This window comes from Achromobacter sp. GW823-FHT04E03 (assembly GCF_058796095.1).
In genome coordinates this window covers 342,638-355,776 of the sequence record NZ_JBXAIJ010000003.1, presented here as the reverse complement: position 1 = coordinate 355,776, position 13,139 = coordinate 342,638, and the positions used below count along the sequence as shown (strand labels likewise).

At 67.3% G+C, this 13,139-nt stretch carries 12 protein-coding genes; 5 read left to right on the top strand and 7 right to left on the bottom strand.

Features of this window, described 5'->3' with window-relative positions:
• Positions 1–84 precede the first annotated feature (84 nt).
• Positions 85–981, top strand: a complete 897-nt coding sequence (locus AC1RHV_RS21280; protein WP_054450843.1) for a LysR family transcriptional regulator — start codon at positions 85–87, stop codon at positions 979–981.
• On the opposite strand, the gene AC1RHV_RS21275 is transcribed toward AC1RHV_RS21280, so the two are convergent.
• The 7 genes from AC1RHV_RS21275 to fabG form a co-directional block, all read right to left on the bottom strand.
• A complete protein-coding gene (locus AC1RHV_RS21275) occupies positions 978–1,802 on the bottom strand; it encodes an enoyl-CoA hydratase/isomerase family protein (protein WP_054450846.1) in 825 nt (274 codons plus the stop codon). The genes AC1RHV_RS21280 and AC1RHV_RS21275 overlap by 4 nt on opposite strands.
• Before the next feature lie 62 nt (positions 1,803–1,864).
• Positions 1,865–2,995 (bottom strand): CaiB/BaiF CoA transferase family protein, encoded by a 1,131-nt coding sequence (locus tag AC1RHV_RS21270; protein WP_192329995.1) that lies wholly within the window; start codon positions 2,993–2,995, stop codon positions 1,865–1,867.
• 31 nt (positions 2,996–3,026) lie between these two features.
• The gene (locus tag AC1RHV_RS21265; protein WP_054450848.1) at positions 3,027–3,764 is read right to left on the bottom strand and encodes an IclR family transcriptional regulator; all 738 of its coding nucleotides are present in this window, start codon (positions 3,762–3,764) and stop codon (positions 3,027–3,029) included.
• Positions 3,765–3,813: 49 nt separating this feature from the next.
• On the bottom strand, positions 3,814–4,968 hold the full coding sequence (locus tag AC1RHV_RS21260) for an acyl-CoA dehydrogenase family protein (protein ID WP_125472801.1): 1,155 nt from the start codon (positions 4,966–4,968) through the stop codon (positions 3,814–3,816).
• Between the two features lie 45 nt (positions 4,969–5,013).
• Positions 5,014–7,143: an acetate--CoA ligase family protein gene (locus AC1RHV_RS21255; RefSeq protein WP_346546839.1), complete on the bottom strand. Its 2,130-nt coding sequence runs from the start codon at positions 7,141–7,143 to the stop codon at positions 5,014–5,016.
• Positions 7,140–7,628 carry a MaoC/PaaZ C-terminal domain-containing protein gene (locus tag AC1RHV_RS21250; RefSeq protein WP_460360225.1) on the bottom strand — a complete coding sequence of 163 codons (489 nt, stop codon included), beginning with the start codon at positions 7,626–7,628 and terminating at the stop codon, positions 7,140–7,142. The genes AC1RHV_RS21255 and AC1RHV_RS21250 overlap by 4 nt, the downstream gene beginning before the upstream one ends.
• 31 nt (positions 7,629–7,659) lie before the next feature.
• Complete coding sequence (gene fabG / locus AC1RHV_RS21245; RefSeq protein WP_119450912.1) at positions 7,660–8,412, bottom strand: 3-oxoacyl-ACP reductase FabG; 753 nt, start codon at positions 8,410–8,412, stop codon at positions 7,660–7,662.
• Between the two features lie 227 nt (positions 8,413–8,639).
• Here fabG and AC1RHV_RS21240 point away from each other — a divergent pair, with 227 nt between their 5' ends.
• The 4 genes from AC1RHV_RS21240 (at position 8,640) to AC1RHV_RS21225 (ending at position 13,132) form a co-directional block, all read left to right on the top strand.
• Positions 8,640–9,605: a tripartite tricarboxylate transporter substrate binding protein gene (locus tag AC1RHV_RS21240; protein ID WP_460360224.1), complete on the top strand. Its 966-nt coding sequence runs from the start codon at positions 8,640–8,642 to the stop codon at positions 9,603–9,605.
• An 82-nt stretch (positions 9,606–9,687) separates the two neighbouring features.
• The gene (locus AC1RHV_RS21235) at positions 9,688–10,671 is read left to right on the top strand and encodes a Bug family tripartite tricarboxylate transporter substrate binding protein (protein ID WP_054450860.1); all 984 of its coding nucleotides are present in this window, start codon (positions 9,688–9,690) and stop codon (positions 10,669–10,671) included.
• A gap of 51 nt (positions 10,672–10,722) precedes the next feature.
• Positions 10,723–11,583, top strand: coding sequence for a MaoC/PaaZ C-terminal domain-containing protein (locus AC1RHV_RS21230; RefSeq protein WP_492301920.1), 861 nt, complete (start codon positions 10,723–10,725; stop codon positions 11,581–11,583).
• A 19-nt stretch (positions 11,584–11,602) separates the two neighbouring features.
• Entirely contained in the window at positions 11,603–13,132 is a 1,530-nt protein-coding gene (locus tag AC1RHV_RS21225) for an AMP-binding protein (RefSeq protein ID WP_492301918.1), read from the top strand.
• Positions 13,133–13,139 lie beyond the last annotated feature (7 nt).

The window sequence follows — 13,139 nt, the reverse complement described above, 5'->3', positions numbered from 1 at the left end:
GGCTTTGGAAGCATCCTAGGCCTATGTCCATGATGCTGAAAGATGGCAGAATTGGCTTACCGATATCAAATTTGATTCACTTCCATGAAGCTCAACACCCTGCGGGATTTCCTGGCCGTGGCCGAACGCGGCGGCGTCAGGGCCGCGGCCCGCCATCTGGACGCGCCTCAGCCGGCCATCTCGCGCAGCATCCGCGAACTCGAGAAAGAGCTGGGGTGCGTGCTGTTCGAACGGCATGCCAAGGGCGTGCGCCTGACCCCCATGGGCGCCGTGTTCCTCAGGCGGGCCAACGCCATCCGCCATGAGCTGCAGCGTGCGCGCGACGAGATCGGCCAGTTGAACGGCGCGTCCCGCGGACGCGTCACGCTGTGCATGTCGACCGCGCCGCATCTGGGACTGTTCGCCGAAGTGTTGCGCGAGTTCCGGGCGCGCTACCCGGATACTCATCTGGAGATCATCGACGGGGTCTACCCGCTGGTGGAGGCGTCCCTGCTGGATGGCACCGTGGACTTCTACATCGGGCCGGTGCCCGCGCGCACGCCTGGCGAACTACAGGTGGAAAAGCTCTTCGACAACACGCGCGTGATCATCGGCCGCAAGGGCCATCCGCTGGCGCGCGCCCGTTCCCTGCGCGACCTGGCCGGGGCGCAATGGATCACCACCTCCATCACGCACAAGGCCGAAGAAGAGCTGGGTCCGCTGTTCGAGAAGCATGGCCTGCCGCCGCCGCACCTGGCCTTGAAGGCCCAGTCCGCGCTGACCTTCATCACGGCCCTGACCAATTCCGACCTGCTGATGATGCTGCCGGTGCAATGGCTGCAGTATCCGCTGCTGCAAGGCGTGTTCCAGGAAATCCGCGTCAAGGAACCGCTGCCCGCGCCGCCGGTATGCATCGTGCAGCGCGCCGGCCTGCCGCTGACGCCGGCGGCCGAGTACTACTGCACGCTGGCGCGGCGGGCAAGCGCGCGGACCTCGGGCTAGAGGCCGGCCGCCGGCCACTGGAAGCGTTGCGCCACCTTGTCGAGAAAGCGGCCGGCCGCCTCGCGGTGGTAGTCGGTGGAGCGGGCCACGCCCTGGCCCGCGGCTTCCAGGTCCAGCATCGCGTTCAGGTCGCTGTTGAGCGAAGCGTTGAAGCCGCGCTTGGTGATCGCCAGCGCCGCCATGGGCAGTTCTGCCATGGATAGCGCGATCTGCCGCGCGCGCTCGTGGATCGCCTCCTGCGGCTGGATCTCGAACACGATGCCCATGTCGCGGGCTTCCTGCGCCTCGAATTCGCGGGTGGAGAAGGCCAGTTCCTTGGCGCGTTGCAGGCCCACCATGCGCGGCAGCGTGTACATGGTGGCGCAATCGGGGATGGCCCCCAGCCGCAGGAAGGACAGGCAGAAGCGCGCCCGCGGCGAGGCCAGGATCAGGTCGGCGGTCAGGGCCAGGCCCAGCCCGGCGCCATAGGCCGGGCCGTCGACCGCCGCGATCACCGGCCGGTCCAGCGTGATCAGGCCTTCTATCGTCAGGAGCAGGCTGGCCATGCGTTCGCGCGCCTCTTCGGCGGAGCCGCCGGAGCCCATGGTGGAGATGTCGCCGCCCGAGCAGAAGGCGCCGCCCGCGCCGGCCAGGATCACGACGCGCACGCCGCGGTCGCGCCGGATCTCGCCCACCAGATGGGCCAGCTCTTCGCGCATGACCATGTCCAGCGCGTTGCGCTGGGCGGGGCGGTTCAGCGTGATGGTGGCGACGCCGCCTTCCACGGCATAGAGCAGGGTCTTGAACTCGCTAGAGATGACTTGCATCGGATCGGTCTCCATGTCTGCCTTCCATGATGGCCGGGCCGCGCCATGCGGATCCGGCCGCAAGCTGCCGCGGGCGCTCAGGCGATGGCGCCGCGTTCGCGCAGGGCCTGGATCTCGGCTGGCGCCAGGCCCAGTTCCGCCAGCAATTCTTCTGTGTGCGCACCGGGCGCGGGCACTGCGCGAGCCTGCCCGGGCGTGCGCGAAAGCCGCGGCGCGGGGGCGGGGTGCACGATGCCGCCGGTTTCGATGAAACTGTTGCGCGCCACATGGTGGGGGTGCCGCGGCGCTTCCTCGAAGTCCAGCACCGGCGCGAAGCAGGCATCCGTGCCTTCGAGCAGCGCGCACCATTGCTCGCGGGTGCGGCCCGCGATGATGCCGGCCAGCTTGGCGCGCAGCTGCGGCCATTGCGCGCGTTCCCATTGCTGCTGGAAGTCCGGGTCGTCGATGCCGCAACGCTCCAGCAGCAGGCGGTAGAACTGCGGTTCGATCGCGCCGATGGAAACGTACTTGCCGTCCGCGCAGGCATAGCAGCCGTAGAAATGGGCGCCGCCGTCCAGCATGTTGGACTGGCGCTGGTTGATCCAGCCTCCGTCTTGCAGCTTGCCGTGGTAGGCGCTCGCCAGCAGGGACGCGCCGTCGCAGATGGCTGCGTCCACCACCTGGCCCCGGCCCGTGCGGCCGGCCTCGAGCAGGCCGCAAAGCACGCCGAAGGCCAGCATCATGGCGCCGCCGGCCATGTCGCCGACCAGATGCAGCGGCGGCGTCGGCGGCCGGTCGGCATGTCCCATGGCGTGCAGCGCGCCGGTGATGGCGATGTAGTTCAGGTCATGGCCGGCCGCCTGCGCCAGCGGTCCGTCCTGGCCCCAGCCCGTCATGCGTCCGTACACCAGCCGCGGATTGCGCGCCAGGCATTCGTCCGGCCCCAGGCCCAGCCTTTCCATCACGCCCGGGCGGAAGCCTTCCAGCAAGGCGTCCGCCCGGTCCAGCAGCCGCAGCACGATGTCGGTCGCGCCGGGCTTCTTGAGATCCAGCGCGATCGTGCGCCGGCCCCGGTCGATGATGGTACCGCCGCCGCCCAGGAAGCCGGGCGCAAGCCGGTCGATGCGGATCACGTCCGCGCCCATGTCCGCCAACATCATGGCGCAGAACGGGCCGGGCCCGATGCCGGCCATTTCCACCACCGTCAATCCGTTCAGGGGACCAGCCATGTCTATCGTCACTCCATGATGTGTCGGGTTCTCAGGCTTCGAAGAATTCGGCGCGCGCGTCCAGGATGACCTGGGTGTACTTCTCCATGTTGGCGTCCATGCGATGGGTCGGGCCGACGATGGACAGGGCAGTCAACTGTCCGCCGACACGCCCGGCGATGCCGATGGCCGAGACGCCTTCATTGCCTTCGTCGCGGGTGTGGAAGTACTTCTTTTCCAGCTGGGATTCGATCTGCGTGCGCAAGGTGCCGGGGTCGGTGATGCTGCTGGCCGTGACGTGTTCGAACGGCAGCGCATCGATCACGGCGTTGCGTTCTGCGGCGTCCATTTCACCCAGCAGCGCCTTGCCCAGCGCCGCGACCTGCAGGTCGAAGGTGGTGCCGGGCTGCACCACGTAGCGCAAGGCGCGCGGGCTTTCCTGGCTGGCGTAGATCTTCACCTTGTTGCCGTCGAGCAGGCCGCACATCGAGGATTCGCCGGACTGGCGCGTCAGGATCTCCAGCGCTTCGGACGCGAAGGCTTGCAGCGGGTCGGCCGCCGAAATGCCCTGGGCCACGTCGAGCAGCCTGCCCGTCGGGTGGAAGTAGCGCGACTTGGGCGTGCGCAACAGGTAGCCTGCCTGGCGCAGCGTGTAGAGCAGGTCCGAGCAACTGCTGTCGGCCAGGTCGAGAAAGCGCGCCATTTCCGAATTCGTCAGGGGACGGCGCTCCCGCGCATAGACTTCGAAGACTTGCAGCACGCGCTGTGCGGTAGGGAGGATTTGCGGCATAGGATGTCGGAGTGGATAGTGGAACCGGCCCGGGCGTTTGCGTAGCCGGTCATTTCAACGCGGAAATGCCTAATACGCTTTGCGCCATGAGCAGGGCCTGGATCTGGTTGGTGCCTTCGGCAATGCTCAGGTGGCGGGCGTCGCGGTAATGACGCTCGACGGGGAACAGCGTGGTGTAGCCTGCGCCGCCATGCACCTGCATGGACAGTTCCGCCACGCGCAGCACGGCGTCGGTGGCATGGCGCTTGGCCATCGAACATAGCATCTGGCTGTCGGCGGCGTTGCGGTCCAGCGCGTCGGCGGCGCGCCAGCACAGCAGGCGCGAGGTTTCGACCAGCGTCATCATGTCGGCGATCATATGCTGCACCAGCTGGAAGCCGCCTATGGGCCGGCCGAACTGGACCCGGTCGCCGGCGTATTTTACCGCCGCCTCATAGGCGGCCTCGGCGATGCCCAACGCGGAAAACGCCACCACGCAGCGGCCGATGTTGAGGTACTTCTTGGCCAGCGCGAAGCCCTTGCCCTCGGCGCCGATCAGGTTGGCCGCGGGGATCTCCACGTCTTCGAACAGCAGCTCGCCCAACGGGCAGCTCAGCATGCCCATCTTGTCGATGGGGCTGGACGAAAAGCCTTGCATGGCGCGCTCGAACAGCAGGCAGGACACGCCGCGTTCGCCGCCATCCCGCTGGGTCTGCACGAACACCACGCCCAGCTCGCAGACCGTGCCCAGGCTGATGTAGAGCTTGCGGCCGTTGACCCGCCAGCCGGTTTCGGTCTGCACCGCGCGCGTTTCGACATGGGCCGCGTCCGAACCAATGTTGGGTTCGCTCAGCGCGAAGCTGGCGATCGCGTCGCCCGACAGGACGCGCGGCAGGTACTTTTCCTTGAGGTAGGGCGAGCCGCCGTCGCTCAGCACCGAGGCGGCGAGATTGCTGGTGCTGACGATGCTGCGCAGCGACGGCCAGACGCGCGCGAGCTCGGCTATCAGCATGCCGTAGGTCGTCATCGGCAGGCCGTAGCCGCCGTCCTTTTCCTGCAGCATGCCGCCCAACAGGCCGAAGTCGCGCATGGCGCGGACCATGTCCTGCGGCACCACGCGGGCTTCGGCCTCGTAGCGGTTGACGATGGGCGCGACTTCGGCCGTCAGGTAGCGGCGCAGCGAGTCGCGCAATTCGATCTGGGTGGAGTCCAGTGAGAAGTCCATGCGAGTCCTAGGCGGATATGGTCGAGGAGGGCGTTGCGGCGGCGGTCATGAGGGGCGTTGCTCCAGGCTGGCATCCGCGCCGGGGCGCAGGCCGATCAGCGCGTCCAGCGGCATCGCGCCCTGTCCTTCGGCGCCGACCCAGACCGGGTTGAGCTCCAGTTCCTGCAAGGTGTCGCGGCGGCTCCAGGCAAAGTCCGAGACCCGCAGGATCAGGTCCTCCAGCGCGGCAAGGTCGGCGGGCGCCTGGCCGCGCACGCCGTCCAGCATGTCGGCGTAACGGATCTCGCGCAGCAGGGCGCGCGCATCGTCGCGCGACAATGGCACCATGCGGTGGGCCACGTCGCGGATGGTTTCGACGAAGATGCCGCCCAGGCCGAAGGTCAGCACCAGGCCGAAGGCCGCATCGCTATGCACGCCGACCAGCACCTCGCGGCCGCCCGGCGGCAGCATGCGCTCCACCAGGATGCCGTCGATGATGGCGTCCGGCTGGTGGCGTGCGACCGATTCATGAATGGTGGCATAGGCTTCGCGCGCCGCGCCGGCGCTGGCGATGCCCAGCTTGACGCCGCCCGCTTCGGTCTTGTGCGCGATCTGGGCGCTGACCACCTTCATCACCACGGGAAAGCCCAGGCGCTCGGCCTCGCGGGCTGCCTGCTCGGCGGTGGCGGCAACCACTCCTTCGGGTATTGGCAGGCCGGCCGCGCGCAGCATGGCCTTGGCCGCGGCTTCGCTAAGCATGCGGGCCTGGTCGGATGCGGCATCGGCGTGCGCGGGCGCTGCCGCCGTCGCGCGTTCGGGCCGCTTCCACGGTATGGCCTTGGACAGGGCCGCGATCGCGTCCGACAGCGACAGGAACGGCAGCAGGCCGGCGGTTTCCAGCAGTTGGAAACCGCCGCCCAACCGCCGGCTCATCCAGACCGGCACGATCAGAGTTTCGGTTTCGGCCGCCACCGTGGCGATGGCCTGCGCCATGCCGTCGGTGATGGAACCGTAATCCATGGGGATGGGGAACAGCACCGTGCCCACCGCCGGGTCGGCGCATATCGCGCGCAGGCAGGCCGCCGAGGCTTCGGGGTTGCGCAGGATGTCGGCAGTGGTGTCTACCGGGTTGTCGATACTGGCGAAATCCGGCAGCAGCTTGCGCAAGGCGGCCTTGGTCTCGGGCGCGAACACCGCCATCGGCAGGCCGGCTGCGCCGGCGATGTCGGCGGCCAGCGCGGCGGTGCCGCCCGAGAAGGTATGGATGCACAGGCCGTTGCCGCTCTTGGGCGTGATGCGCGTCAGCAGGCGCGAGACCGCCAGCAGCTGGTCCAGGTCGTCCACTTCGATTGCGCCGAACTGCCGGAACACAGCGCTGTTGACCGCAGCCGTGCCGGCCACCGACGCCGTGTGCGACTGCGCGGCGCGTACGCCGGCTTCCGACCGGCCCACCTTCAGCACCACCACCGGCTTGTTGCGGGCGCGCGCCAGTTCCAGCGCCGCCGTCAGCCGCCTGCCGTGCTTCACGCCTTCCATCAGCAAGGCGATCACGCTGGTTTTCGGATCGTTCGCCATGTGGGCGATGAAGTCAGGAATCTCCAGGTCGACCTCGTTGCCGGCGGAGAACCACAGGCCCACTCCCTGGCCGTAGGACAGGCCCTGCAGCAGGTTGCGGCCGAGTCCGCCGCCCTGGGTCGCCAAGCCGATGGAGCCGGTGTTCAGATCGTCCTTGAAGGCGGGCGAGAAGGTCATGCCCAGGCGGTCACGCACGTTCACGAAGCCCGGACAGTTCGGCCCGTAGACGTGCAGGCCGGTAGCCTCGCACAGCTCGGCGATCTCGCGTTCCAGGCGCCGGCCTTCCTCGCCTGCCTCGGAAAAGCCGGAGGTCATGACCACCGCGAAAGGGATCCCGCGCGCCGCGCATTGCCGCAAGGCATCCAGCACCAGCGAGGCGTTGATCATGATCAGGGCCACGTCGATCTCGGCTGGCGGCAGGGCGCTGATGGATGGCCAGCAGGGCCGGCCGCCGATTTCCTGGTAGGCCGGGTTGACCGCGTACACCTCGCCCGGCACCGACGAATGCAGCACCAGGTTGTCGTACAGGCGGCGCCCCTGGCTGGATTCGCGGGCAGAAGCGCCGACCACGGCCACATTGCGCGGATTGACGAAGCGCGTCAGGTCTGCGAACGGTTTCATGCCGCGCCCTCCATGGACCGCAGCACCATCGCGAAGTCGGCCTGGACCACCACCTCGCCGCGCTGGTTGACGGCTTCGCGCCGGAACACCACCTTGTCCTTGCCCGGCCGGTACTGCCCGGTTTTTTCGGTCATCGTCACTCGCACGACGATGGTGTCGCCGATGAAGGTGGGTTTGGGAAAGCGGCAGTTGATGTCGATCAGCGCCAGCACGTAGGGTTCCAGCTGGCGGTAGCCGCTGGACTGGGTGGTCAGCCCGGACAGCACGGACAGCACCAGCAGGCCGTGGGCGATGCGCTGGCCGAAGGGCGTGGCGCTGGCGTACTCGTGGTCGACGTGCAGGCGGTTGAAGTCGCCGGACAGGCAGGCGAAGTTGACGATGTCGCTTTCGGTAATGGTGCGGCCGGCGGATTCGAAGCAATGGCCGACCTCCAGCGGCTGCTGGACGGGAAGCGGGGATGGGCTGGCAGGGCTTGCGCTTTGCATGGCTGATCGGATTCCGGAAGGGAGGAGCGTTTTACGAAGCGTAGCGGCCGCCGGTCACATGCAGCAGTTCGCCCGTGATGAAGGAGGACCGTTCAGAGGCCAGGAAGGCCACCGCGTTGGCGATGTCCTCGACCGCGCCCAGGCGTGGCACCGGCTGGCGCGCCAGCGCATTGGCGCGCAGGGTTTCGTAGGTGGACAGGCCGCGCACCAGCGGCGTTTCGATCAGTCCCGGGGCGATGGCGTTGGCGGTGATGTTGAACTTGCCCTGTTCCAGCGCCAGCGCGCGGGTGAAGCCGATCAGGCCCGCCTTCGCAGCCGAGTAGTTGGTCTGGCCGGGATTGCCCCAGTGCGCGCGCGAGGCGATGTTGATGACGCGGCCCCACTTCCTTTCCATCATCGAGGGCAGGGCGGCCTTGGTGCAGTAGTAGGCGCCTTTCAGGATGGTGTCGACCACCGAATCCCAGTCCTCCACCGGCATCTTGAGCAGGTACTTGTCGCGCGTGAAGCCGGCGTTGTTGACCAGGATGTCGATGCCGCCGAACTTGTGCGCGGCCAGCTCGGCCATGGTCTGCACCTGTTCCGCGTCGCAGACGTCGAGCACGGCGCCGATGGCCTCGTGGCCGGCCTGCTTCAGGTTGGCTACCGCCTGTTCCACCGATTCGGGATTGATGTCGGTAATGACGATGCGGGCGCCTTCCTGCGCCAGGGCCAGTGCCGACGCGTAGCCAATGCCGCGGCCGGAACCCGTGATGACGGCGACTTTACCGGTGAGTTGCAGGTCCATCTCCATTCCCCTTCTGTAGCTGATGGCGCCCGGCACGCTGGGCCCGAAATCCGATATCCCGGGATAGGCGCCTGGCAAGTTTGAATTTATTCCGAGGTTCCGAACAAATATACACACCACCGGAATTCTTGACAATTAATATCGGCACGTCGTTATACTGTTCGGCATGTCGGAATAAGTTGGCCCGACATTCCCATATCTCTAAAAAAACGGAAGGAGATCGACTCATGGCAATGTTGAAGGGATTGTTGGCCGCGGTACTGAGCCTGGCTGCCGCAGGCGCAGCCAGCGGGGCCGACGCTTATCCGGACAAGCCGGTGCGGGTGTACGTGGGCTTCGCGCCCGGCGGCGCCACGGACTTGCTTGCCCGCCTGTACGCCAAAAAGCTCGGCGAACGTTTCAACCAGACATTCATCGTGGAAAACCGCCCCGGCGCGGGCGGCAACATCGCGATCCAGGCGCTGACGCAGGCCCCGGCCGACGGCTACACCATCGCGATGGCGGCCAACTATGTGGCGGCCAACGCCGCCATGAAGCGCAACCCCTACGACTGGGAGCGCGACCTGATGCCCATAGGCATGGTGGCCTCCACGCCCAACATCCTGGTGGTGCCGCCCGGCTCCAGCATCCAGGGTGTCGACGACCTGATCAGCAAGGCCAAGGCCGGCGGCAACAAGCTGACTTTCGCCTCGGCCGGCATGGGCTCGTCCATCCACCTGGCGGGCGAGCTGTTCAAGGTCATGGCCGGCGTCGACATGACCCACGTGCCCTACAAGGGCGTGTCGCCGGCCGAGGTGGACCTGATGTCGGGCACCGTGGACATGATGTTCGGCAGCGTTTCCACGGCCATTCCGCTGGTGCAGTCCAAGAAGCTGAAGGCGCTGGCTGTCACCGGGCGCGAGCGCATGAAGGCGATGCCCGACCTGCCCACCATCGAGGAAGCCGGCCTCAAGGGCTACGACGTGGAAGCGGTGTACTTCATTGCGGCCCCCGCCAAGGTGCCGGCGCCGGTCCTGAAGACGCTGGCCGATGCCGTGGCCGACATCAACAAGCAGCCGGATGTCCAGGAATTCATGGACCGGATCTACGCCCGGCCCCTGACTGGCGGCCCCGAAGAGGCGCGGGCCTTCCTGAAGAGCGAAGTGAAGAAGTGGCAGGGCGTGGTCGATGCCACCGGCATGAAGGTGGACTGACGCGCGGCAACGGGTCCGTTTGCCGGATTCGAGACAGCGGGCGCCACAAGCCCGCGGACACAAGACCAATCAGGAGACATACATGAACACACGCAGGCGATACACGCTGGCAGTGCTGGCCGGCCTGATGACCGCAATGACCTTGCCGCAGATGTCGCACGCGGCCGATGACTATCCGAACAAGCCCCTGCGCCTGATCGCGCCCAGTTCGCCCGGCGGGATCCTGGACATCACCAGCCGGGTGATAGGCAAGAAGCTGTCGGAGCGGCTCGGCCAGCCGGTGGTGGTGGAAAACATGGCAGGCGCGGCCGGCATCCTGGGCATGCAAGGCCTGCTGCGCGCCGAGCCCGACGGCTACACGATGGTCATGGGCAGCAGCGGCCCGAACGCGGTCAATTACACGCTGTACAGCAAACTGCCGTACGCCATGTCCGACTTCGCCCCGGTGATCCGCATCATCACCATGCCGAACGCGCTGGTGGTCAACGCCAACGCGCCGGTCAAGACGCTGGCCGAGTTCCGCGACTATGCCCGCAAGAAGCAGGGCAATCTGTCCATGGCGGTTTCCATGATCGGCACGTCCGGACACCTGGGCGGCGAGCTGCTGAAGAACCGCCTGGACTTCACCGCTGTCACCGTGCCCTACAAGGGCGCCGCGCCCGCGACCAACGACCTGGTCGCAGGCCAGGTCGACTTCACGGTCGAGAACGTGATCACCGTGGCGCCGCTGGTCAAGGCGGGCAGGCTGCGGGCGCTGGCGGTCACCACCCGCGAACGCAGCCAGATCCTGCCCGACGTGCCGACGCTGGCCGAGCAAGGCTATCCCGATGTCGACGTCGGCGCCTGGCTGGGCGTGCTGGTCGCGGCGCGCACGCCGCCAGCGGTGGTCGCGCGGTTGAACAAGGAGCTCAACGCGGTCCTGGCCGATGAAGAGGTGAAAAAGCAGCTGGCGCAGCAGGGCGGCATTCCGCTGGGCGGCACGCCGGCCGAGTTCGACAGCTTCATCCGGTCGGAAAAAGACCGCTGGGAAAAAATCATCAAGGCCGCCGGCATCAAGGCGGAATGACCAGCATGCCGGCGGCCTGGCGCCGCCGGCATGCGTAGGGAGGCATGATCCATGGCAATCGATTATCAAAACCTGCGCAACTGGAAGTTCGAGGACCGCGTCGACCGCTACAGCGCGCGCGACTGCATGATCTACGCGCTGGGCCTGGGCTACGGCAGCGATCCGGCCGATGAAGCCGAGCTGCGCTACGTGCACGAGGACGGGACGGCCGTGGTGCCGACTTTCCTGGCCACCATCGGCGCGCCCAATGGCTGGGCCGCCGATCCGGCCACCGGCATAGACTGGGTCAGGATCCTGCACGGCGAGCACCGCATGACCTTCCATGCGCCGCTGGCCGCGGCCGGCGCGGTGCGCAGCCAGACCCGCGTCACGCGCGTCGTGGACAAAGGCGCCAGCAAGGGTGCGCTGGTAGTCACCGTGCGCGACATTTCGGATGCCGACAGCGGCGCGCCGTTGGCCACGGTGGAGCATGTGTCGTTCTGCCGCGCCGATGGCGGCTTCGGCCAGGGCGACGAGCCGCCCGAGGCCCTGCCGGCCACGCCGCAACGCGAACCCGATCAGGTCGTGCTGCTGTCCACGCTGCCGCAGCAGGCGTTGCTCTATCGCCTGAACGGCGATCTCAATCCGGTGCACGCGCTGCCGCACATGGCGCGCACCGCCGGCTTCGACCGGCCCATCCTGCATGGCCTGTGCACCTACGGCATGGCGGCGCGAGCCTTGCTGCAGGCTTGCGCGCCGGCGGCGCCGCAACGGCTGGGCGCCATCGCCGCGCGCTTTTCCGCGCCGTTCTTCCCGGGCGAGACTCTGCGCGTGGAGATCTGGCGCGACGGCGACCGCCTGCAATTCCGCGCGCTGGCCCACGAGCGCGGCACGGTGGTGCTGAGCCACGGCGCCGCCAGCCTGGCGCATTGAGAAAAACCAGAGGTGAACCATGTCAGTACTTGAAGCCCATGCCCGGGAGATGCCCGATGGCATCGCCTACCGCATGATTCCGTCCGGCACCGCGGTGACCTGGCGCGAGTTGGAACTGCGCAGCCGCAAATGCGCGGCGGCCATGCTGGACGCCGGCCTGCAATCCGGCGATGTGATCGCGGTATTCCTGGAAAACCATCCGCGCTTCTTCGAACTGTTGTGGGCCGCGCACCGCGTCGGCCTGTACTACACCACCATCAGCCGCCACCTCAAGCGCGAGGAAGCGCGCTACATCATCGAAAACTGCGACGCGCGGGTGCTGTTCTATTCCGGTCACACGCAGGCCGAAACGGATGCGGACGAGCTGGATGCGCGCGGCGTGCTGCGCGTCAGCATGGACGGCGCGGACGCCAGCGCAATCCCGTACGAAGACTGGATCGGCCGCTACGCCGATGACGTGGCCCTGCCTGAAACCCCGGAAGGCACGGACTTCCTGTATTCGTCGGGCACCACCGGGCTGCCCAAGGGCATCAAGCGCCCGCTGTCGGTGGCCAACCGCTATTTCCGCGTTGGCGATGCGCCCAGCAGCGCCTGGAAAGCTTTCGACCGCGACACCGTCTATCTGTCCACCGCGCCGTTCTATCACGCGGCCCCGGTGCGCTGGAATATGGCGGCGCTGCGGGCGGGCGGCAGCTGCGTGATGATGGAAAAATTCGACGCGGCCGCTGCGCTGGAGGCCATCGCCACCCATGGCGTCACGCATTCGCAATGGGTGCCGACCATGTTCATCCGCTTGCTGCGCCTGCCGCAGGAGGAGCGCACGCGCCACGACCTGTCCACGTTGCGCTACGCCGTGCATGCGGCCGCGCCGTGCCCCGCCGACGTCAAGGAAGCCATGATCGCGTGGTGGGGGCCGATCCTGTACGAGTACTACAGCGGCACCGAACTGGTGGGACGCACCTCGCTGGGCTCCGATGAGTGGCTGGCGCACCGCGGCTCGGTCGGCCGGCCGGAGTTCGGCCAGGCCCACATCATGAGCGAGGACGGGCTGAACGAACTGCCCCCGGGCCAGCCAGGCGTCATCTATTTTTCCGGCGGCGGCTCCTTCGAATACCACAAGGACCCGGCCAAGACGCGCGGCGCCTACAACGCGCGCGGCTGGGCCACCTACGGCGATATCGGCTACCTGGACCAGGACGGCTATCTGTACCTGACCGATCGCCTGTCCAACATGATCGTGTCGGGCGGCGTCAACATCTATCCCCAGGAAGCCGAGAACCTGCTGAGCATGCATCCCGCGGTGGCGGACGTAGCAGTGGTCGGCGTGCCGAACCCGGAGTTCGGCGAGGAGGTCAAGGCCGTCGTGCAATTGCGCGATCCGGCCACGGCCAGCCCCGACCTGGCGCGGCAGTTGATCGACTATTGCCGCGACCGGATCTCGCCCATCAAGTGCCCGAAGAGCGTGGACTTTTCCAGCGACATGCCGCGCACCGAGACCGGCAAGCTGCTCAAGCGCCTGGTCAAGCAACGTTACTGGCCGCAAGCCTAGGCGGCCC